General features: G+C 73.0%; 15 protein-coding genes. 10 read left to right on the top strand and 5 right to left on the bottom strand.

Annotation, left to right across the window (positions count from 1 at the left end; translation table 11 throughout):
* Window positions 1-35 precede the first annotated feature (35 nt).
* Window positions 36-563 carry a DUF6879 family protein gene (locus tag ACFVUY_RS09590; RefSeq protein ID WP_387728611.1) on the bottom strand — a complete coding sequence of 176 codons (528 nt, stop codon included), beginning with the start codon at window positions 561-563 and terminating at the stop codon, window positions 36-38.
* A gap of 293 nt (window positions 564-856) precedes the next feature.
* Between ACFVUY_RS09590 and ACFVUY_RS09585 the strand changes: the two genes are divergently transcribed.
* On the top strand, window positions 857-1,903 hold the full coding sequence (locus ACFVUY_RS09585) for an alcohol dehydrogenase catalytic domain-containing protein (protein WP_387728609.1): 1,047 nt from the start codon (window positions 857-859) through the stop codon (window positions 1,901-1,903).
* A gap of 72 nt (window positions 1,904-1,975) precedes the next feature.
* Here ACFVUY_RS09585 and ACFVUY_RS09580 read toward each other — a convergent pair whose 3' ends face one another.
* Both ACFVUY_RS09580 and ACFVUY_RS09575 read right to left on the bottom strand, forming a co-directional pair.
* Window positions 1,976-3,205, bottom strand: a complete 1,230-nt coding sequence (locus ACFVUY_RS09580; RefSeq protein ID WP_387728608.1) for a serine hydrolase domain-containing protein — start codon at window positions 3,203-3,205, stop codon at window positions 1,976-1,978.
* 257 nt (window positions 3,206-3,462) lie between these two features.
* A complete protein-coding gene (locus ACFVUY_RS09575; protein ID WP_387728605.1) occupies window positions 3,463-5,055 on the bottom strand; it encodes an FAD-dependent monooxygenase in 1,593 nt (530 codons plus the stop codon).
* A gap of 86 nt (window positions 5,056-5,141) precedes the next feature.
* Between ACFVUY_RS09575 and ACFVUY_RS09570 the strand changes: the two genes are divergently transcribed.
* The 3 genes from ACFVUY_RS09570 to ACFVUY_RS09560 all read left to right on the top strand — a co-directional run bounded on the left by ACFVUY_RS09570 (window position 5,142) and on the right by ACFVUY_RS09560 (window position 7,859).
* The gene (locus ACFVUY_RS09570; protein WP_387728602.1) at window positions 5,142-5,765 is read left to right on the top strand and encodes a CGNR zinc finger domain-containing protein; all 624 of its coding nucleotides are present in this window, start codon (window positions 5,142-5,144) and stop codon (window positions 5,763-5,765) included.
* Window positions 5,766-6,085: 320 nt separating this feature from the next.
* Window positions 6,086-6,451, top strand: coding sequence for a hypothetical protein (locus ACFVUY_RS09565; protein WP_387728599.1), 366 nt, complete (start codon window positions 6,086-6,088; stop codon window positions 6,449-6,451).
* Between the two features lie 220 nt (window positions 6,452-6,671).
* Window positions 6,672-7,859, top strand: a complete 1,188-nt coding sequence (locus ACFVUY_RS09560; protein ID WP_387728596.1) for a serine hydrolase domain-containing protein — start codon at window positions 6,672-6,674, stop codon at window positions 7,857-7,859.
* 89 nt (window positions 7,860-7,948) lie between these two features.
* Here the strand turns inward: ACFVUY_RS09560 and ACFVUY_RS09555 are convergent, their stop codons facing one another.
* The gene (locus ACFVUY_RS09555; protein ID WP_387686663.1) at window positions 7,949-8,302 is read right to left on the bottom strand and encodes a hypothetical protein; all 354 of its coding nucleotides are present in this window, start codon (window positions 8,300-8,302) and stop codon (window positions 7,949-7,951) included.
* Window positions 8,283-12,233 carry a polymorphic toxin-type HINT domain-containing protein gene (locus ACFVUY_RS09550; protein ID WP_387686660.1) on the bottom strand — a complete coding sequence of 1,317 codons (3,951 nt, stop codon included), beginning with the start codon at window positions 12,231-12,233 and terminating at the stop codon, window positions 8,283-8,285. The genes ACFVUY_RS09555 and ACFVUY_RS09550 overlap by 20 nt, the downstream gene beginning before the upstream one ends.
* Before the next feature lie 508 nt (window positions 12,234-12,741).
* On the opposite strand from ACFVUY_RS09550, the gene ACFVUY_RS09545 reads away from it, so the two are divergent.
* The 6 genes from ACFVUY_RS09545 (at window position 12,742) to ACFVUY_RS09520 (ending at window position 20,939) form a co-directional block, all read left to right on the top strand.
* Window positions 12,742-13,230, top strand: a complete 489-nt coding sequence (locus tag ACFVUY_RS09545; protein WP_387686657.1) for a hypothetical protein — start codon at window positions 12,742-12,744, stop codon at window positions 13,228-13,230.
* A 92-nt stretch (window positions 13,231-13,322) separates the two neighbouring features.
* On the top strand, window positions 13,323-13,799 hold the full coding sequence (locus ACFVUY_RS09540; RefSeq protein ID WP_387686654.1) for a hypothetical protein: 477 nt from the start codon (window positions 13,323-13,325) through the stop codon (window positions 13,797-13,799).
* 42 nt (window positions 13,800-13,841) lie between these two features.
* Window positions 13,842-15,452, top strand: coding sequence for a trypsin-like serine protease (locus tag ACFVUY_RS09535; RefSeq protein WP_387728594.1), 1,611 nt, complete (start codon window positions 13,842-13,844; stop codon window positions 15,450-15,452).
* Window positions 15,453-15,546: 94 nt separating this feature from the next.
* Window positions 15,547-17,121 (top strand): trypsin-like serine protease, encoded by a 1,575-nt coding sequence (locus ACFVUY_RS09530; protein ID WP_387728592.1) that lies wholly within the window; start codon window positions 15,547-15,549, stop codon window positions 17,119-17,121.
* A gap of 91 nt (window positions 17,122-17,212) precedes the next feature.
* Entirely contained in the window at window positions 17,213-18,946 is a 1,734-nt protein-coding gene (locus tag ACFVUY_RS09525) for a trypsin-like serine protease (protein ID WP_387728589.1), read from the top strand.
* 142 nt (window positions 18,947-19,088) lie between these two features.
* Window positions 19,089-20,939: a trypsin-like serine protease gene (locus ACFVUY_RS09520; protein ID WP_387728587.1), complete on the top strand. Its 1,851-nt coding sequence runs from the start codon at window positions 19,089-19,091 to the stop codon at window positions 20,937-20,939.
* Window positions 20,940-21,070: the final 131 nt, after the last annotated feature.

Here is a 21,070-nt window from a genome sequence, read left to right as displayed (position 1 = left end):
CCATGGCGTCGGACGGTGAACCTCTCGATGGTGGACTACTCGACGGTGAACTTCTCGTGGGGGACGCCCGCCGCCCAGACGGCCTCGAAGGCCGCGGAGCAGAGGTCCACCGCGGCCCGGTCCTCCGTGAAGGCGTGGCCCGCCCAGTCGCCGTCGCCCGTGAACCAGTGGAAGAGCACCAGTCGCCGGTCGATCAGCCAGAAGTCGTTGCCCGGGAGGGCGATGGTCGATGCCCGGCTCCGGGGCAGCCACCGGACCTGTTCGCCGGCCGCGAGGTTGACGGGGGTGACGGCGTGCTCGTACCTGATGCAGTCGGTCACCGGCTCCGAGACGATCCGGGCGCGGCGCAGGACGACACCCCGGGAGACCGCGTCCTCCATTAGGGGGATCCACGCCGGCCAGAACGATGTGTTCGGGTCGTTGTCCACCTCGCCGGTCCTCCTGAAGCGGTCGAAGGGCTCGACCTCCTCGCCGACCGAGTAGGTGTCGCGCATCTCCAGGTGCACGGCGGAGCGCGTGGCGCCCCTCAGCAGCTCGGCGAAGTCGGGTGCGCTCTGCGTCATCACAAGCCTTCCTCGGGGTCGGGACCGTTCCCAGCGGGACGCGGACCACATTCTCGCCGCCGGGGCACCGACGGTGCGGCCGTTCGCCCGATGACGCCCGCCGGGCCCGGGAGTCGGTGCGGCGGGCGTGCGCGGACAAACGGCGGCGGAGGGACGAAGCTGGTGGGAGCGCCGGGGCGCGGGTGACGCCCGCCGCCTGCCGCCTGCCGCCTGCCGCCTGCCGTTGGCCTCCGGCCTCCGGCGTCCGACATCCGACATCCGGCCTTCGACTCCGTACGGAAGGGTTCCCCACCATGGCTGCCACCTCGTCCACCTCCTCCGACGGCCTGCAGCGCGCCGTGCTGGTCGCAGCCCCGGGGGCGGCGCCCGAACTGTCCGAGGTGCCGGTCCGCGAACCGGGGCGCGGGGCGGTGCGCGTCGCCGTCGAGGCGTGCGGCGTCTGCCACTCCGACCTCCTGATCGCCGGTGGCGCCCTGCCGGGCACGACGTTCCCGGTCACCCCCGGTCATGAGATCGCGGGCCGCGTCGACGCCCTCGGCGAGGGGGTGGAGGGCTGGAAGGTCGGTGACCGGGTCGCCGTCGGCTGGTACGGCGGCAGCTGCGGCCGTTGTGACGCCTGCCGTTCGGGTGACGGCATCCACTGCCCCGAGCTGCAGGTCCCCGGGGCGGCCTACCCCGGGGGTTACGCCGACAGTGTCGTCGTCCCGGCCATGGCCCTGGCCGCGATCCCCGACGGGCTGACCGCCGCCGAGGCGGCCCCGCTGGCCTGCGCCGGGATCACCGTCTTCAACGCCCTGCGCCGCTCCGCCGCCGGGCCCGGCGACACGGTCGCGGTCCTGGGCCTGGGCGGGCTCGGCCATCTGGGGGTGCAGTTCGCCCGCGCGATGGGCTTCCGTACGGTGGCCGTCGCACGCGGTGCGGAGAAGGAGCCGCTGGCGCACGAGCTCGGCGCCGAGCACTACATCGACAGCACCGCCGGCGACGTCGCCGGGGCCCTGCGGTCGCTCGGCGACGCGAAGGTGGTCCTGTCCACGGTCACCAACGCCGACGCCATGTCCGCCGTCGTCGACGGGCTCGGTCGGCGCGGCGAGCTCGTCGTCGTCGGCGTCTCCGCCGACGCCCTCTCGATCAGCCCGCTGCAGCTGATCACCGGGGACCGGAGGGTCTACGGCCACTCCTCGGGCACGGCCGTCGACACCGAGGACACCCTGCGTTTCGCCGCCCGCACCGGCGTGCGGGCGTGGATCGAGGAGGTGCCGCTGGAGGAGACCGCGGCTGCGGTGGCCAGGATGGCCGGCGGCCGGGCCCGCTTCCGCATGGTCGTCACCCCCGGGCGCTGATCCCCGGCCGCCGCACCCTGGTTGCCGCGCCCCGGCCCGCCGGCGCCCTGGTTGCCGCGCCCGGGCCGCGGATCACCGCCCGGGGGCGGTCCCGCAGGCGGCCGTGGTGAGGAAGGCCGTGACGGCGGTCTTGGCGGCGCGCGGGTCGGAGCGGTCGAACGGGTTGTGGGAGAGCGCGAGTTGGCGTCGGCCGTCGGCCGTGCCGGCGGCCATCGTCGAGTAGCCGGGGAGGTCTCCGCTGTGGCCCCAGAACACCCCGCACGGGGTGTCGAAGCGGGCCAGCCCCAGCCCGTAGCCGCGTCCCGGTCCGGCGTCCGCCGTCCTGGTCATCTCGGCGAGTTCGGCGGGGCGCAGCAGCCGGCCGTCCAGGAGGGCGGCGATGAACCGGTTGAGGTCGGCGGCGCTGGAGATGCCCTGCCCGGCGGCGCCCATGACGGACGGGTTGAGCTCGGTGACGTCCACCGGTCCGGTCGAGAGCTTCACGTAGCCGTGGGCGTGGGGGCCGGGCAGCCGCGGCGACAGGCCGGGCATGGTGGTGTCGCGCAGTCCCAGTGGCCGGATGATCCGCTGCTCGACCTCCCGCTGCCAGGAGCGGCCGGTGACCTTCTCGATGAGCAGGCCGGCGAGCAGGTAGTTGGTGTTGGAGTAGTGCCAGCCCTGCCCCGGCGGGAAGTACGGGGCACGGCCGTTGGCGAGCGCGAGCAGGTCGGCAGGCCGGTAGGTGTGCCAGCGCGGTCCGGCCAGCCAGCTGCGGTACTGGTCCTCGTCCTGGGGATCCATGCCGGGAGCATCGGTGTAGTTGTACAACCCGCTGGTGTGGTTGAGCAGTTGGCGGACGGTGATGGCCGCGCCGTTCGGCACCGCGCCAGGAAGGCGGGCGTCGACCGGGTCGTCCAGGGCGATGCGCCGCTCGGCGGAGAGCTGGAGCACGACGGTGGCGACGAAGGTCTTGGTGACGCTGCCGATCCTGAACCGGGCTTGCGCGGGCACCGCCGCTCCGGTGACCGGGTCGGCCACCCCGGCGCGCCCGCGCCACACGGTCCGCCCGTCCTGACGAACCTCGCCGACGGCGGCCGAGGAGCCGCCGTCGACGATGCCCCGCAAGGTGGTGCGCAGCGCGGTGGACTCGGCACCGTCTGGAAGGAACTCCCCCTCCTCGTCGGCGGGTTGGAACACGACCGGGGGCCCGGCGGAGGGCGCGGCAAAGCCCGTCGTGGCGCCGGCGCCGAGCAGCGCGGTGGCGGCCAGGAGTGCGGCGGCCGAGCGGATGCCGGCCCTCGATGTGCGCGGATGTGGCGTCATGTCTGCTTCCCTCCCCTGTCGGGGGCGCGTCGCCGCCCCTCTTGCCGAGTCTGCCGGTGGGCCTCCGGCCGCGGCATCCACCGGAGGTGCTGCCCGGCATCCTCCCCGGGGTCGGGGTGCGCTCGAAGTCCCCATCCCCCAGGCGTACTTCACCCCGCATGGAGGTCCGGGGCGGGGTCGGAGCGGGAACGGAACGGGCAGGGCGGCGGGGCAGGGCGCGCTGTTTCCCTGTGCGGCCGAACTGTTATGACGGACCATCAGGAAATGGCCGGTTCGGAGATTCCGATGTCCGAAGCGGACAGCACCCGTCGCAGGACGGTGAGCAGCCGCCCGTCCTCGGCGGGAGCTTGCCGTGCCCGCCAGGCGATGTGGCCGTCCGGGCGGACGAGGACGGCGCCGGTGGGCGGGAGGCCGGCGGCCCCGGACCGGTCGGGTGCCGGCAGTGCGTGCACGGTGACCGGCAGTCCTGCCGCCGCGGCGGTGGCCGCCTGTCGCCGCCAGGCGGTGTCCCCGGTGGCCGTGAGGAGGGTGAAGCCCGGCCCGACCAGGTCCAGGGTGGACGCGGCCCCGGGCGGGCCGGCGAACCGCAGGTGGGGCAGGCGGGTGCCGGGTGTGCCGTCGGGGTGTTCGAGGCCGGAGAGGCCGGGGTCCAGGGGCGGGAGCGCGGGGTCGGCCGGGTCGGTGAGGACCGCGGTCGAGCGGTAGGCGGCGGTGAGCAGCAGTTCGTCGTCGATCCGGTAGCCGGCCCGGGCGCGGGAGTTGGCGAGCGAGATGTCGACGACCTGCCGGGCCACCGGGCGGCGTTCGGCCTCGTAGGTGTCCAGCAGTGCCTCGCCGGCCGTCCCGGCGGTGACCGCCGCGAGCTTCCAGGCGAGGTTGTCCGCGTCGCCGATGCCGGTGTTCATGCCGTGCCCGCCGGTCGGCGGCACCACATGGGCGGCGTCGCCCGCGAGCAGCACCCGCGCGCTTCGGTAGGTGTCGGCGAGGCGGGCGTCCATCCGCCAGGTCATGGTGTCCTGGACGGTGACCGCGAGCTCGGGCAGCCCGGCGGCGTCCCGGACCAGGCCGGCGAGCGCCCGGTGGTCGGCCGACAGGGCGGCGGCGTCCTCGCGTTCGGGATCGTACGGGTACTGGTAGATCCACTGCCGGTCGTTGTCGACGGCGAGGAAGCCGCCGCGGCCCGGTTCGGTGAGGAAGTACGATGCGCTGGCGCGGTCGGCGACGACCTCGCCGAGCGGCGCCTCGAAGCGGACGCTCAGGTAGTGGCCGAGGCCGGTCGGCCCCGTCATCGCGATCCCGGCCGCCTCGCGGACGGTGCTCGACGCGCCGTCGCAGCCGACCAGCCGGTCGGCGCGCACGGTGCGGCGCTCGCCGGAGTCCCGGTCCTCCAGCAGGGCGTGGACCTCTCCGTCCCGTTGGGTGAAGGAGAGCAGGCGGGTGGCGAACCGGACGCCGCCCGGGGCGAGTCGGCGGGCGCGCCGCAGCAGCACGGCCTCCAGGGCGTCCTGCGGGCAGATCAGCCCCGGGGAAGGGGTGCGCTCGGCGCTCTCCGCCGGGCCGCCGGCCAGGCCGGTGCGGACGAAGTCCGGGTCGACCAGGTCGCGGCCCCGGTAGAAGAACACCTGGGAGGCCGGGAGTCCGGCCCGCCGGATCTCCTCCTCCAGGCCGCACCGCCGGAAGACCTCCATCGAACGGGCCGACACCCCGCGGGCCTTGGGGTGGCGCGAGGTGCCGGGGTGCGCCTCGACGAGCAGGTGCGGCACGCCGTGGCCGGACAGCAGGACGGACAGGGTCAGGCCGACCGGGCCGGCGCCGACGACGAGCACGGACGTGGTCTCCGGGAATTGCATGCCACCACTCCTCGGTAACGCCTAATGGAAGTTTTTGAAGTTACCATGGTCCGGACGGCAACCCCTCCGAGATTCCTAGGCGACCCATGGCCCGGTCCGACTCCCCGCCCCAGCGCAGGCCTCAGCCCCAGCCCGAGTCCGAACCCAAGTCCGAGTCCGAGCCCAAGACCCAGGGCACCGACGCCGGCAACCCCCGCGGTCTCCACTTCCTCACCGAGCTCGCGAACACCGTCCGCGAGGACCCCGGCGCGGGCGCCGCCGAACTCCAGGCCCTCCTGGAGCGCCACGGCGGCCCGCCCTTCCGGCTCACCGACGCCGACGCCCGCGAACTGCGCGAGGCCACCGCCGAGGTGATCGCCGTCCTCGACACGGACGACCCGGACCGGGCGGCCGAACTGATCAACGCCCTGCTCGACCGCCACCCGGCCAGCCCCCGCCTGGTCCGCCTCCCCGGCCGGCCCTGGTCCCTGCACACCCGCGCCCCCGCCGACGCCGGCCTCACCCACTGGCTGCTCTCCACCGCCGCCCTCGCCCTCGGCCTGTGGCTCGGCGAACGCGGCGGCTGCGCCTGGGGCCGCTGCGCCGCCCCGGGCTGCGAACGCTTCTTCATCGACACCGGCCGCCGCACCCCGCAGCGCTACTGCACCCCGCGCTGCGCCACCCGCGTCCGCGTCGCCGCCCACCGCGCGCAGCGGGAGGACCGGGTCTGAGGGCGGGGGAGGAGGCTGTTCCCCGCCCCCGCCGCGGCCGAACCCCCGCACTGGATTCGTACACCGATCCGGGCCGGCGACCCCACCCCCATGGTGCGGGACGTACCCCTTGGGTCGCCCGTACCGGCCCGGTGCCCCCGGGGCGGTCGGCCGTCGCCCGCGCCCGACTCCGCCGTTGACGACGGTCGTTCGACTACGTCACGCTCGTCGGACCGCCGAGGACGGGCCGTCGGCCGTACCGCGGGGCCGCACGCCGCGACCTCGCGCCGCCCGACGCCCCGGCCCGGATGTCCACCGTGCACCCGTGTGGAGGTACCGCCATGTCCAAGCGCCGTCTCGCCGTCCCCGGAGCCGCCGTCGCCGCTCTGACCCTCGCCGCCCTGCTCCTCCCGGCCACCGGCGCCCACGCCGCGCCGCCCGCCGACTCGTGCACCCAGAACTGGAGCATCAGCTCCGGCGAGGGCTACGCGAACGGCAAGTGGTGCAACAACAACACCAAGGTCGTCGGCACGGTGCACGACACCAAGGCGGACGGCCGCTGTCCCTACGTGCGCGGCAACCTCTCCAACGGCGGCCGCGTCGACAGCGACTGGGCCGGCGGCAAGGGCAAGTCCCGCGCCATCACCCTCTACGCCCCCTCGGGCACCCACTTCACCAGCGTCACCATGCGCTCCATCGGCTGCTGACGCCGACGCCGGGCGGGCGGGTGTCACCGGAAGCCTCCTCGGGGTTCCCTCAGGGATGCTGATACGCCGTCGGAAGCAGGCTCCCGGCCGTCTCTCCTCCTGCGCACCGACGACCGCCCCGGGCTGCGCGTGATGCCCTGGACGGGACCACGGCCGGCACGCCGCCCGAACCGCACCCGGGACTTCCGGCGGAGGCCGCGGCCGCGAGAGGAGAAGCCTCGTGAACCCGCCCGCCCAGCACCGCACCTGCAGCCGCAGCCGGACCCGCCCGCCCGGCCTCGGCGCGTCAGCCGTCGCCATCGCCGTCGCACTCGGCACGTCCGCCCTCGGCACGGCCGCCCTCCCGGCGTCCGCCCACGCCGCGCCGGCCCGCCCGAACCCCGTCCAGCAGCGCCTCGACGCGCTCGTCGCCCAGGACGGCGTGCCGGGCGCACTGGCCGCCGTCCGCGACCGCGACGGCCGGACCCGGAACCTCACCGCCGGGGTCGGCGACCTCACGACCGGAGCGCGGGTGCCCGTCGACGGCCAGATCCGGGTCGGCAGCAACACCAAGGCGTTCACCGCCACCGTCGTCCTGCAGCTCGTGGCCGAGGGCAAGGTCGACCTGGACGCCCCCCTCGACACCTACCTGCCCGGGGTCGTCCGCGGCACGGCCGGCCGTGCCCCCGCCGACGGACGGATCATCACCGTCCGTCAGATCCTCCAGCACACCAGCGGCCTGCCCGAGTACACCGCGCTGCTCGGCGACCAGGAGGCCACCCGGTACTACGAGCCGCGCGAGCTGCTCGACCTCGCGCTCGGCCAGGCCCCCGACTTCGCCCCCGGCACCGGCTGGAAGTACAGCAACACCGGGTACGTGGTGGCCGGCCTGATCATCCAGAAGGTCACCGGCCGACCCGCCGGCGAGGAGATCACCCGACGCGTGATCGACCGCATCGGCCTGCGCCACACCTACTTCCCGGCCCAGGGCGACATGTCCGTCCACGAGCGCCACCCGCACGGCTACCTCACCGAACAGCCCGGCAGTGCCCCGCTGGACGTCACCGAGGAGGACCCCTCCTGGGCCTGGACCGCCGGAGCGCTGGTCTCCACCAACACCGACCTCAACCGCTTCTTCCTCGCCCTCCTCAGCGGCGAACTGCTGCCCCCGGCGCAGCTCGCCCAGATGCGCACCACCGTCCCCGCCGAGTACATGGGCCCGGGCGCCCGGTACGGACTGGGCATCGCCGGCCGCCCGCTGTCCTGCGGCGGCCTGTACTGGGGCCACGGCGGCTCCATTCCGGGCTACGTCACCCGCGGCGGCGCCACCGAGGACGGCCGCGCCGCCGACGTCGCGGTGACCACCACCCCGTCACCCGAGGTCAAGCAGCGCGTGGCCGACGCGGTCGACGCCGCCCTGTGCAGCTGAGGCCCTGGGCCGCGCTCCCGACGCACGTCGGCCCCCTCCGGATTCGGAGGGGGCCGACGTACTGCCGCAGCGGGCGGGAGCTGAAGAAGCTACCCGGCGGCCGCCTTCCGGAGTTCCCGGACCAGCCTCGCCAACAGCCGCCCATAGTCACGGAATTCGCTGACGGTGACCGCGTCCTGATCGTTCTCCACCGTCACCGAATCGAGCAGACCGTCAAGTCTGGCGAGATCCTCGGCAAGGTCCCCGAGTTCCGGGACGTCCCGGGCCCGGGTCCGGCCCTTGAACACGCTGACCGCGATTCCCGCGATGTGGGTGTCCAGTCGCAGGAGCTCGAAGCCCGCGTCGATGAATTTCAGGCTCTTCGGATAGCCCGGGAAAGGGTGGTCGCGAAACTCGGTGTACGCGGCCAGGAAGCCCGGGTCGTCAGTCCCACCAGGTGACAATCTTTCCGTCCTTCGTGAAGACTCCCGTGCCTCCCATGAGGCCGCCGTCGATCCTAACGCCCATCTCCCCGTTCGCGAGGCGTTCATCGGTGCGGGGAGCCTTCGGATCCGCGAAGAGCTTCTTGGCTTCCGCGGTGTACTCGGCGAAGGTGCGGCCCTTGCCGTGCTTGCCCAGGTGGTGCTCCGCGGTCTCCATGAGGGTCATGTTGGTTCCGTACCAGTCGTCGAGCGCCTTGGCGTCCGCGCCACAGAGCTTGAACGGCTGCTTCCCGGCGTTGTGGACCAGGACCGGGATGTTCCCCGCCACGACGAAGTACGTGTGCAGGTTCTGGACCGTCAGGTTGTAGGCGGGCTGCAGGGTGCTGAGGTCCGCGACACTCTCGACGCGCACGGCCTGGCCGGACGGCGTCCGCAGTGCGTCCCCGGCCTTCAGGTCGCCGGCGTCGACCCAGTCCTTGCGGTCGTCCGACCAGAAGGGGTGATGGTCCGTGCTGGTGAGCGAACCGCCGCCGACGAGGGTGAGGCGGGTGAAGTCCCGGTCGTCCGGAGTGTAGATGACGTCTTCGACCCGTCGGGGCTGCGGCAGTGCCGTGCCCGGGTCGGCGGCGAGGACAGTGTCCCCGGGCCTGATCGTCTCGATGGGCCGGCTGCTGCCGTCGCCCATGAGGACCCGGGTGCCCGCGGGGAAGCTGTTCGGCAACGGGCACGAGTCCGGGAGCCGCTTGAACAGCTTCTGGATGAACTCGACGGCCTTCTCGCCCCAGGACCCGAACTTCTTCGTCCACTGGACGAACTTGGCGACCAGGGCTGCGTCACCCGCGATGGGGATGGCACCGATGCACGAGGTGGTCGCGTCCTTCATATTGCCTTCGACGGCGTAGTACGCGCAGTTGATCAGGTCGGCGATGTCGGCCAGGCCGGGCGCGAAGATTCCGCCGACTCCTCCGATGACGTCCAGGGTGAAGTGGATGCCCTCGGAGATGATGCGGTAGAGGGAGTTCGCCTCGTCGTTCTTCTCCTTCTGCTTCTTGATCTCCTCTTCGATCGCCTTGACGGCGTCCTGCTTCTGCTGCGTCTCCTTCTGTTCCTTGGCCGTCCGCTCGGCCTCGGCGGCCTCGCGCTTGGCCTTCTCGACGGCTTCGGCGGCGGCCTTCTGCTCCGCCTCGTACTTGCCCTGGTAGGCACCGAAGGCGTCGTCGGCAGCGGCTTGGGCGGCGGTGGCGTCCTTGCCCGCGGCCTCCGCCGAGGCCCGCGCCGAGGCTGCGGCGCCGTACGCGCTCTCCGCGTCCATCTGGGCCGCCCGCGCGGACCCGGCGGCCTGCTTGGCCGAGTAGGAGGCCCTCGCCGCGTCCCGCCGGGCCGAGCCCTCCGCGGCCTTGGCGGCCTGGGAGGCCTTGGCGGCCGAATCGGCGGCGGCCTGGGCCCGGTCGGCGGAGGCCTGGGCGTTGGTGACGTAGTCCGCCGCGGTGGTGGCCGCCTGCTGGGCGGTGGCGGCGAAGCCCTTGGCCTGCTCTGCGGCACCGACGGCGGTGGCGGCAGCGCTCTGGGCCTGGGCGGCGACCTGCTGTGCGCGGGCCGAGGCGGCGGCGGCCTGGGCGATCAGTGAGGTGACGTCGGCGACGTGCACGGCCGCCAACTGGTCCTTGCGCTGGGCGCTGTACTGGCCCTCGGCGACGAAGGCGCGCAGCTTGGCCGCCGGTCCTTCGAGGGCGATGTTGGCGGCGGCCTTCCGCTCGTCGCCCGCGGAGTCCGCGAGCTGGGCGGTGGTCAGGCGGTCATCGGCGCTCTGGGCGTCGGAGTACCCCTTGTCCAGGAAGTCCCGCAGTGCCTCGGGGGTGTTGGTCTTCAGTGCGGCGAGGCCGGCGGCCTTGACGGCCGGGCCGGCGGTGTCGGTGATCCGGGCGATCCGGAGGCGGTTGTCGGGAGCCGCGGCCTGGTACTGACCGGTGGCCACGAACGTGGTGACGGCGGCACTACCGGCGCTGATTGCGTCGAAGGCGGCGGCCCGGACCGCGGTGTTCTCGGAGTTCCAGTACAGGTCGTCGGTCTGCGCGCGGTCGTCCTGCTCGGCGGCCTTGGCACGGCCGGTCTTGACGTAGGAGAGCACGGCGACGTTCGAGCCCGCGAGGGCGGCCTCGGCGGCGGCGGCGCCCCAGGGGCCGGAGATCTTGCGCGAGAGCAGGGCGAGCTTGCGCCCGTCCGTCGCGACCTGATCTGGCGTGGCGCCGGGCTGGGCCGCGAGCTGGGCGAGGCGGGTGGCCTCGGCCCCTGCCTTCTGGACCTCCTGACGGGCCTGGTCGACCTCGGTCTGCTTGTCGGCCTCGGCGATCCGCTCGGTCTTTGCCACCTCGAGCGCGGCGGCGGTGCGGTTCTTGAGGTCCTCGGCCTCGGTGCGGCGGGCCAGCTCCTGGACCTGGTTGGCCTTGTCGACCGCGTCCTTGGACTCCTGCGCGAAGCCCGCGGCGGCGCTCGCGTGGTTGACGGAGTCCTGCGCGGCGGTGGCGCTCTGACCGGCGTGGTCGGCGGCGTCCCGGGCGGCCTGGGCGGCAGCCGCGGCGTGGCCTGCGGCGGAGGTGAGGAGCGTCTTGGCGTCGTTGGCGGCCTGCGCGGCCTCGCCGGCCAGGGCCTGGGAAGCGGCGGCGGCACGGCCGGCCTCGGCGGCCTGGCGGCGGGTGGCCTCGGCCGCGCGCTTGGCCTTGGCGGACTGGGCTCCGGCACGGCCTGCGGCGTCACCGGCCTGGTCGGCAGATCCCGCGGCGAGGTCGGCGTTGCCCCTGGCGCTGAGCGCGGCCCCGGCCGCGGTCTTGCTGTCCTCGGAGGCCTTGTTGGCCTGCTCCAGGGACTTCTGGGACTCCGCGGCGATCTTGGCCGCGGCGTCCGCGGCCTCCGCGGCCTGGCGGGCGGCGGACGCCTTGCTCGCGTCGCCGGCCGCGTCCGCGGCGGCGCTGCGGGCCCGGGCGGCGGCCTGCGACGCGGCGGAGGCGGCAGCGGCGGCCTGCGAGGCGGCGTAGGCGGCGGTCCGGGCGGACCCGTTGGCCGACCTGGCGGCGGCGATGGCCGTCTGCGCGGCGTTGCCGGCGCGGGTGGCGGCGCTGGCCGCCTTGTCGGCGGCGAGGCCGGCCTTGACGGTGTCGTTCCCGGCGGCCACGGTCTCCTGGGCCGCCCTGGCCGCGTCCTCCTGGGCCAGGCGGGCGGTCTCCACGGCCTTGTTGGAGGCCTCGACGGCGGCCTTGGACTCGACCACCGCCTGGTCGCTGGCCGTTCTGGCCTGCTGGGCGAGCTGGGCGATGCTAGCCCGCTCCAAGTCGCGGTTCTGGGCGACGTACTGTCCAACCGTCAGGAACTCGCGGACGTCCTCGATGGACCCGTTGAGCGCGTTCCTGGCGGCGGCCTGGGTGTTGGGCCCGCCGGCGCTGAGGATCTGGACCAGCTTGACCCGGTCGTCGGCGTCGCGGGCCTGGTACTGGCCGTCTGTCAGGAAGGCCTTGACGTCATCGATCGTGCCCTTGAGGGCAGCCTCGCCCGCGGCCTTGACGCCCGGGCCCGCGCCGTCGATGGTCCGGGCGGTCCAGACCCGCTGGTCGGTCTCCAGGGCCGGCTGCCAGCCGCTGGTCAGGTAGGTGTCCAGCTCGGCGGGGGTGCCCACGATGGCCTTGCCCGCGGTCTCCCTGACCTTCGGTCCACCGAGGTCGAAGATCTGGGCGACGTCGAGGAGTTGGTCGGAACGGCGGGCGTTCGCCAGCTCGGTGTCGAGGAAGCGCCGGACGTCCTGGTCGGAGCCGATGAGTGCTGTCTCGGCGAGCTTTTGGACGGTCGGGCCGCCGGAGAGCCAGGCGGCGACCGCGCGGCTGCGCTCGCTCTCCGGCACCGCGGGACCTCCGGACGGATCCACCGCGAGGGCGGGCACACCGGTGCTGAGCAAGCCTGTCATGAGTGTCAAGGGCAGCAGCCGGACGCACAGTGTACGTAGCGAGAGTATTGCGCGCCTCCCTCCGCCGCGTGAACGAACGTCAAAACTTCGCACGAGAACCCTCCATTGAGATCCGCCGGTCGATATCTGGCGCAGTGGAGCGTATACCGGGCGTCGCCGGTGCGGGCAACCTTTTGGCAGGTGACCCGGTCGTGCCGTCAGGCTGCCATGGATATAGCGGTATGCCACATTGATGAAGAGTCAGTCAAAACAGACATTCCGTGCGTGTGGGATGTCAAGCAGTCAAAACATCTCCGTGTGGGTCGACTTGTCAAATCGTTGTCATCGAGAGCGTTGCACGGCCGTCCCATGGCCTACTATTTGCCTTCGCATTGTCATCACAGGCCAGGGCTGTCGACTTCGTTTCTCCGACGAACATCGGCGGCCCTTTCCTGCGCCCTTCCAGAGGGTTGCCGCCCGCCCGTCGGACCGGTGGAAGACCCTTGAACGCCCATCGAGAGGAATACCCGTGAACCCTCGCATAATCAGGTGGATTGCTGCCGGTGCTGTCGCGGCGAGCGCCACCCTCACGGCTTCGGCGCTGGCTAGCGCGGACGTCGCGCCTGCCGACAACTCGTCGGCGCCGCCGGCCGTCGAGGACTTCAACTACCCTGGCCCCTCGCCGTTTCCCAACGTGAACCTGCTGCGCGGCGACGGTCACATCCTGCTGGCCGACTGCAACGTCGATGCGCAGATCCGGGTGATCAGCATGGAGCTGCCGGCCGACAAGGGCAACCAGATCTGCTTCCGTGCCACGGCCAACACCGGTTACCTCGCGGTGGAGGTCCCCAACGTGATCCACATCAGGGCCGAGCAGCACCCGGTCAGCGCCAAGGTCACGGCTGAGGGCGTGTCTCGCACCGTTGAGATCGCCAAGAATGACGGCGCGAGCATCGGCATGGGCAGTAGCACCAACCGGGTGCCGACCACGCTGCTCGAACTGCGTGTCACCGGCTGACCCGGATGCCGTCCATTCCTCCTGGTCCCTCGGAGCCTTCCTTGTCTCGCAACCGTCCAGGTACCACGCGCAGCGAAGGTCGGACCTCCGGTGTGCGCTGGTTCGTCGCCGCCGTCGCGGCCGTGGCCGCCGCTGTGGGCGGCTCCGCGCTCGCCACCGCGGACACCACTCCTCCGCCACCTCCGACCGCCGAGGCCGCCATGCCGCCGGCCGTCGAGGACTTCTCCTACCCCGGCGCAGCCGGCATCAGCAAGGTCAAGCTGGTACGCGGCGACAGCAGCATCCTGCTGGGCGACTGCTCCAAGCCCACGCAGATCCAGCTGTGGACCCGCGCGCCTGGCAACCCCGACAACAGGATCTGCTTCACGTCCACCGCCACGAGCGGCTTCCTGACGCTTGAGCTGCCGGACGTGTACTTCGTGCAGACCTCGGGCCGTTCCGTGCGGGTGGGGCTCACCGCCGCGGGCGCTTCCCAGAGCGTGGACGTGCCCAAGGACGGCTTCAAGGCCATCGGCGAGGGCCTGGGCCAGGCCCCGACCACCCTGGTCGAACTGCGCGTCACCGGCTGAGCCGGACGCCCTATCCATCCAACCGACTGAAGGACAACGAGAATGCTCCACAGGACCTCGTCCCGCTCCCGTCGGGCGGGAGTGCTGGTTGCGGCCGCTGCCGCCGGCACGTTGAGCAGCTTCACTCCGGCCGTTGCCGTCCCCGGTGACGCGGCTGCCGACGGTTCCTACGCCTCCACCGCGCGGCTGGTGATCGGTGACCACCTGCGCGGCTGCACCGGCACGCTGGTGGACCGCTACTGGGTGCTCACCGCCGCGTCGTGCTTCTCCGACGACCCGGCGCAGCCGCAGGCCCTGGTGGCCGGCGCGCCGAAGTGGACCACCACCGTGACGGTGGGCGCGAAGTCGGCCCAGGTGGCCGAGTTGGTGCCGCGTACGGATCGTGACCTGGTGATGGCGCGTCTGGCCACGGCGGTGGACGGTGTCGCTCCGCTGGCGCTGGCGACCTCCGCGCCGACGGCCGGGCAGTCGCTGCGAGTTCCCGGTTTCGGCCGGACCAAGGACGAGTGGGTGCCGGGCAAGCTCCACTCGGGTGTCTTCAGCCTCGACTCCGTGGCCGCGACGGGCATCGGTACCACCGGTACCGGTGGTGCGGCGGTCTGCAAGGGCGACACCGGTGCCCCGGCGATCCGTGAGGTCAACGGCAAGGCCGAGCTGGTCGCCGTCGCCTCCCGCTCGTGGCAGGGCGGCTGCCTGGGCACTCCGGCCACCGAGACCCGCACCGGCGCGTTCAGCTCCCGGGTCGACGACCTCGGCGACTGGGTGAAGGGCCTGCGCTCCCGCACGGCGGAGGTCAAGGCCGGCCTGCAGCTGCAGATCATCGACATCAACAACAGGATGTGGAACACCGTCGACGACTCCAGGGCCGGCGGCTGGCTCGGCTCCTGGTCGCCCGTCAGCACCGTCTCGCTGACCGCCGTGGACAGCGTCGCCATCGGCGACACCGTGCACGTCTATGCCGTCGGCTCCGACGGCAAGGTCTACACCCACGACGGCAAGGTCGGTGGCGTGTGGACCCCGTGGGGCGAGGTCCCCGGCGGCGCCGGCGGTGCCCAGGGCGTCACCGCCGCGGTCCGCGGCAACACCGTCAGCCTCCAGATCATCGGCTCCGACGGCTCCCTCTACAGCACCAGCGTCGACTACGCCGCCAGCAGCTGGCGCGGAAACTGGGAGCAGGTCGGCACCAACAACCTGAAGTCCATCACCAGCACCACCACCGCGGACGGCGTCGTCCACGTCTTCGCCATCAACGAGGACCTTCGCGTCTACGGCCGTGACAACAGGCCCGACGGCAGCTGGACCCCGTGGGGCGAGATCCCCGGCGGCGCCGTCAGCGTCCAGGGCATCACCGCCGCCGCCCGCGGCAACACCGTCGACCTCCAGATCATCGGCGGCGCCGGCGACCTGTTCACCACCTACGGCCACTACGACCTCGGCCACTGGGACCCGCAGTGGCAGAAGGTCAGCGAGAACCGCCTGAAGGCCATCTCCAGCAGCGTCGAGGGCAACGTCGTCCACCTCGTCGCCGTCAACGAGGACACCAAGGTCTACACCCGCGACGCCGACTACAACGCCGGCAACTGGACGCCGTGGGTCGAGGTCCCCGGGGGCGCCTTCGGGGTGAAGGCGATCACCGCCGCCACCACCGGCTGACCCGGCCCGCACCACGTCCCGCCGGGCCGGCCGCCATCCGGCCGCCGGTCCGGCGGGGCACCCACTTCTCGTACTCCTCAGGGGGGAATTCCTGATGTCCCGCAAGTCCCAGGTCCGCGCCCGTCGGGCGGGTGTGCTGGTCGCGGCCGCCGCCGCCGGCACGCTGAGCAGCTTCACTCCGGCCGGTGCCGTGGTCGGCGACACGGCCGCCGACGGTTCCTACGCCTCCACCGCGCGGCTGGTGATCGGTGACAACCTGCGCGGCTGCACCGGTGCGCTGGTCGACCACTACTGGGTGGTCACGGCCGCGTCGTGCTTCTCCGACGACCCCGCCCAGCCGCAGGCGCTCGCCGCGGGTGCGCCGAAGTGGAAGACCACCGTGACGGTGGGCGCGAAGTCGGCCCAGGTGGCCGAGTTGGTGCCGCGTACGGATCGTGACCTGGTGATGGCGCGTCTGGCCACGGCGGTGGACGGTGTGGCGGTGCTGCCGCTGGCGACCTCCGCTCCGACGGCCGGGCAGTCGCTGCGTGTTCCCGGTTTCGGCCGGACCAAGGACGAGTGGGTGCCGTCCAAGCTCCACACCGGTGTCTTCAGCCTCGACACCGTGGCCGCGACTGGCATCGGCATCACCGGTACCGGTGGCGCGGCGGTCTGCAAGGGCGACACCGGCGCCCCGGCGATCCGTGAGGTCAACGGAAAGGCCGAACTGGTCGCCGTCGCCTCCCGCTCGTGGCAGGGCGGCTGCCTGGGCGTGCCCGCCGCCGAGACCCGCACCGGCGCCTACAGCTCCCGGGTCGACGACCTCGGCGCCTGGGTCAAGCAGGTGAAGGCCTCCCGTCCGGCCAGCGAGCTGTTCGCGCTCGGCGGGGACAGCAAGATCTGGACCAACGAGGGCGCGTACACCACGAACGTGTGGGGCACCTTCGACGCGGTGCCGGACAGCATCGGCACGCGTCAGGTCAGCGCGGTCACCATGGGCGACAAGGTGCGCCTGTTCACGATCGGCGGCGACCAGCGGATCTGGACCGCCGCGAAGGACAGCACCACCGGCACCTGGAGCCCGCTCCAGCCCGTGCCGAACAACAGCGGCATGCGGCAGGTGACCGCCGTCGCCATGGGCGACACGGTCCGGCTGTACGCGATCGGCGGCGACCAGCGCATCTACACCGCCGCGGGCAACGACACCACCGGCACCTGGACCGGGTTCGAGGCCCTGCCCAGCAGCTCCATCAAGCAGGTGACCGCCACCGCCGTCGGCAACACCGTGCGCCTGTTCGCGATCGGCGGCGACGACAAGATCTGGACCACCACCGGCGACTACACCGCCGGGACGTGGACCACCTTCGAGCAGATCGCCAGCAGCTCCATCCGGCACATCGCCGCCACCACGGTCGGCAGCACGGTGCGCCTGTTCGCCGTCGGCGGCGACCAGCAGATCTGGACCACCGACAGCACCGCCAACGGCCCCTGGACCACCTTCGACCAGGTGCCCGGCGTTCTGGGCGCCAAGCAGGTCGCCACCACCACCATCGGCGACACCATCAGGCTGTTCGCGATCGGCACCGACGACGCGATCTGGACCGCCGACAAGAAGGCCGACGGCAGCTGGACCACCTTCTACAAGGTCGACAGCAGCGCCATCCAGGGCATCGCCGCCACCACCGGCTGACCCGCCCCGCACCCGTGCCCCGCGGGGGCCGTCGGCACGAGACCGACCGCCCCCGCGGGTCTCCGCAGGCCCACTCGAAGGGAAAGTCCGCATGTCCCGCAAGTCCCAGTTCCGCTCCCGGCGGGCTGGTGTGCTGGCCGCCGTGGCGGCCGCCGCCGCCGGCACGCTGACCACCTTCGCCCCGGCCGGCGCCGTCTCCGGCGACGCGGCGGCCGACAACACCTCCGCCACCATCGCGCGGATCGTCATCGGCGACCACCTGCGCGGCTGCACCGGCGCGCTGATCGACCAGTACTGGCTGCTCAGCGCGGCGTCGTGCTTCGCCGACGACCCGGCGCAGCCGCAGACGCTCGCCGACGGAGCGCCGAAGTGGAACACCACCGCCACCGTCGGCGCGAAGTCGGCCCAGGTGGTCGAGCTGGTGAAGGCCGAGGGCCGGGACCTGGTGATGGCCCGCCTCGGCACGCCCGTCGACGGCGTCACGCCGCTGGACGTGGGCACCGCCGCGCCGACGGCCGGGCAGTCGCTGCGGGTGTCCGGCTTCGGGCGCACCAAGGCCGAATGGGTCCCGGACAAGGCGCACACCGGGGCGTTCAGCCTCGACACGGTGAGCGCGACCGGCGTCGGTATCACGGGGACGGGCGGTGCGGCGGTCTGCAAGGGCGACACCGGTGCTCCGGTGGTCCGCGAGCTCAACGGCAGGGCCGAGCTGGTCGCCGTGGCCTCCCGGTCCTGGCAGGGCGGCTGCCTGGGCGTGCCCGCCGCCGAGACCCGCACAGGCGCGTACGCCACCCGGGTGGACGACCTCGGCATGTGGATCACCAAGGTCCGCCACTCGACCCCCTCGGGGACCGTGGTGAAGGCCTCGCCGTTCACCGTGGTCGACCCCGCCACCGGCCACCGGCTGACCTTCGTCCAGGACGACAGGAACAACCTGTGGTCCGTCGACCCGCTGGCCGAGGGCTGGGTCAACCTGGGCCCCTACGCCGCGACCCGCCCCACCGCGATCGTCGACCCGGTCACCAACCACGTGATGGTGTACGTCAACGGGCCGGACCACAAGCTCTGGTCCTACGACCGCACCACCAAGCACTGGACCGAGTTCGTCCCGACCCCGTCCGGCACGGTGCTGGCCCCCGACGCGGTGCCGCGCACCGTCGTCGACCCGGCCACCAACCACCTGGTCACCTTCGTCCGTGACACCGCCCACCACCTGTGGTCGGTGGACCCGCAGGGCGAGGGCTGGTACGACTACGGCGGCCTGGCCGCCACCGACCCCGTCCCGATCGTCAACCCGAACGACGGCCACATCGTCGTCCACGTCAACGGGCCGGACAACCGGCTGAACTCCATCGACCGCCGCGGCGCCGGCCGGGTCGAGTTCGTCCCGCCGGCCCTGGCCCCCGACGCCGTCCCCTCGACCGTGGTCGACCCGGCCACCGGGCATTTCACCACGTTCGTCCGGGACGCCGCGAACCACCTGTGGTCCGTTGACCCGTTCGGCCCGGGCTGGCGCGACTGGGGCGTGCGGGCCGCCACCGACCCGGTCGCGGTCGCCGACAAGACCGGCAACCGGACCGTGGTGTACGTCAACGGGCCGAACAACCGGCTGAACTCGCTGGACTTCTCCACCGGTACGTGGACCGAGTTCCTCCTCACCCCGTCCGGCACCGCGCTCGCCGCGGACGCCGTCCCGCAGACCGTCGTCGACCCGGCCACCCAGCACCTGGTCACCTACGTGCGGGACGTCAACAACACCCTGTGGTCCGTCGACCCGCAGGGCCCGGGCTGGGTCCGCTTCCACGGTGGCCCCTCCGCCCCCTGACCCGCCGCAGACCCGGGACGGCCCGCCCCGCCACCCGCGGGGCGGGCCGTCCCGGGTCGGCGCACCGTCGACGGTGAAGCCTCTCCGCACCCCGCGCACCCGCGGAGTGCCGTCCCTCTCGAACGTTCCAGGGAGATCCCTCATGTCCCGCAAGTCCCAGGTCCGCTCCTGGCGGGCCGGCGTGCTGGTCGCGGCCGCTGCCGCCGGCACGCTGAGCACTTTCACCCCGGCCGTCGCCGTGGTCGGCGACCCGGCCGCCGACGGCACCTACGCCTACACCGCGCGCCTGGTGATCGGCGACAACGTGCGCGCCTGCACCGGCGTGCTGGTGGACCGCTACTGGGTGGCCACCGCGGCCTCCTGCTTCTCCGACGACCCGGCGCAGCCGCAGGCCCTCGCGGCGGGCGCGCCCAAGTGGAAGACCACCGCCACCATCGGCCGCACCGACCTGACCACCGGCGCGGGCACGGTGACGGAGGTCGTGGAGCTGGCCCCGCGCCAGGACCGTGACCTGGTCCTCGCCCGGCTGGCCAAGCCCGTCACCGACATCGCCCCGATCGCGGTCGCCACCACCGCCCCCAGCGCCGGGGAGACGCTGCGGGTGCCCGGGTACGGCCGGACCAAGGCCGAGTGGATCACGAACAAGCTGCACAGCGGCGCGTTCAGCCTCGACACCGTGAGCCCGACCGGCATCGGCACCACCGGTACCGGCGGCGCGGCGGTCTGCAAGGGCGACACCGGCGCCCCGGCGATCCGTCAGGTCAACGGCAGGGCCGAACTGGTGGCCGTGGCCTCCCGTTCCTGGCAGGGCGGCTGCCTGGGCGTCCCGGCCACCGAGACCCGCACCGGCGCGTACTCCTCCCGCGTCGACGACCTCGGCGGGTGGATCGACCAGGTCCGCGGCGGCTGGTGGGACACCGTCACCGCCAACCCGGCCGCCCGCAGCTCGGTCTACGACCCGGTCCGGAAGATCTCCACGGTCTTCGCCGTCGACAGCAACCACCACGTGGTGTTCTCCACCAGCCCGGACGGCACGACCTGGAGCGGCTGGGCGCAGGTCGGCGGCGACTGGGAGTTCGCGAGCGTTCCCACCGCGCTGTACAACCCCTCCACCGGCGGCACCGAGCTGTTCGCGATCGGCACGGACGGCGTGCTGTCCCAGACCTACTGGATGCCGGACGGCCAGGGCTGGCGCGAGTGGTACTTCCAGGACCGCGCCCCGAGGTTCACCGGCAGCCCCACCGCCGTCTACAACCCGGCGACGAGGACCGCGGAGGTCTTCGCCACCCGGACCACCGGGCTCGTCGCGCACTCGTACTACACCCAGGGCACGAAGGGGTGGAGCGGCTGGACCGACCTCCGCGGCAACGGGGAGTTCGTGAGCAGCCCGAGCGCCGTGTACAACCCCTCCACCGGTGGCATCGAGCTGTTCGCGATCAACAACAACGGCGTGCTCAAGCAGACCTACTGGAAGTCGGACGGCCAGGGCTGGCGCGACTGGTACGCCCAGGACTCCGGCTGGACGTTCTCCGGCAGTCCCACGTCCGCCTACAACCCGGTCACCCAGACCGTGGAGGTCTTCGCCACCCGGACCAGCGGGGTCGTCGCGCACGCGTACTACACGCCGGGCATGACGAGGTGGAGCGGCTGGTACGAGATCCCCGGCCGGCAGTTCGCGGGCTCGCCGTCGGCGGTCTTCGACCCCGCCACCGGCGGTTTCAAGCTGTTCGTGGTCGGCGGTGACGGTGTCCTCGCCCGCGCCGAGTGGCAGCCCGACGACAAGCGGTGGCGCGACTGGACCTCCGTCGGGGACTGGAAGTTCACCGCCGGCCGCTTCCCGACCGTGACGTTCAACGCGACGGCGGGCGTGCTGGACCTCTTCGCCACCGGGCAGAACGGCGCCCTGAACCACGTCACCTACAAGGCCGACCCGGTCCCGGGCGCTTGGGGCGGCTGGACGACGATCGAAGGCAGGACGATGATCACCGGCTGACGCGCGGCGGAGCGCTGGAAGCACTCCGGGCCCGGCGGGGGGGCCCCAGGGCGGGGGGTAGACCCGGGGGCGCGGGGGGGGGGGACGGGCGGCGGGGCGGCGCGATCGAGCGCGGGAGCGACCCCGGTGGC

Origin of the sequence: Kitasatospora sp. NPDC058063 (assembly GCF_042885395.1) — a bacterium.
In the GTDB taxonomy this organism is placed as follows: Bacteria; Actinomycetota; Actinomycetes; order Streptomycetales; family Streptomycetaceae; genus Kitasatospora; species Kitasatospora lactacystinica.
The sequence above is the reverse complement of the archived record's forward strand: the minus strand, read 5'-3'. Positions and strand labels throughout refer to the sequence as shown.

Bases quoted from the DNA above. Each gene is read 5' to 3' on its own strand.
- ACFVUY_RS09590 (WP_387728611.1), bottom strand. From the start codon at position 563: ATGACGCAGAGCGCACCCGACTTCGCCGAGCTGCTGAGGGGCGCCACG.
- ACFVUY_RS09585 (WP_387728609.1), top strand. From the start codon at position 857: ATGGCTGCCACCTCGTCCACCTCCTCCGACGGCCTGCAGCGCGCCGTG.
- ACFVUY_RS09580 (WP_387728608.1), bottom strand. From the start codon at position 3,205: ATGACGCCACATCCGCGCACATCGAGGGCCGGCATCCGCTCGGCCGCC.
- ACFVUY_RS09575 (WP_387728605.1), bottom strand. From the start codon at position 5,055: ATGCAATTCCCGGAGACCACGTCCGTGCTCGTCGTCGGCGCCGGCCCG.
- ACFVUY_RS09570 (WP_387728602.1), top strand. From the start codon at position 5,142: ATGGCCCGGTCCGACTCCCCGCCCCAGCGCAGGCCTCAGCCCCAGCCC.
- ACFVUY_RS09565 (WP_387728599.1), top strand. From the start codon at position 6,086: ATGTCCAAGCGCCGTCTCGCCGTCCCCGGAGCCGCCGTCGCCGCTCTG.
- ACFVUY_RS09550 (WP_387686660.1), bottom strand. From the start codon at position 12,233: ATGACAGGCTTGCTCAGCACCGGTGTGCCCGCCCTCGCGGTGGATCCG.
- ACFVUY_RS09535 (WP_387728594.1), top strand. From the start codon at position 13,842: ATGCTCCACAGGACCTCGTCCCGCTCCCGTCGGGCGGGAGTGCTGGTT.
- ACFVUY_RS09530 (WP_387728592.1), top strand. From the start codon at position 15,547: ATGTCCCGCAAGTCCCAGGTCCGCGCCCGTCGGGCGGGTGTGCTGGTC.
- ACFVUY_RS09525 (WP_387728589.1), top strand. From the start codon at position 17,213: ATGTCCCGCAAGTCCCAGTTCCGCTCCCGGCGGGCTGGTGTGCTGGCC.
- ACFVUY_RS09520 (WP_387728587.1), top strand. From the start codon at position 19,089: ATGTCCCGCAAGTCCCAGGTCCGCTCCTGGCGGGCCGGCGTGCTGGTC.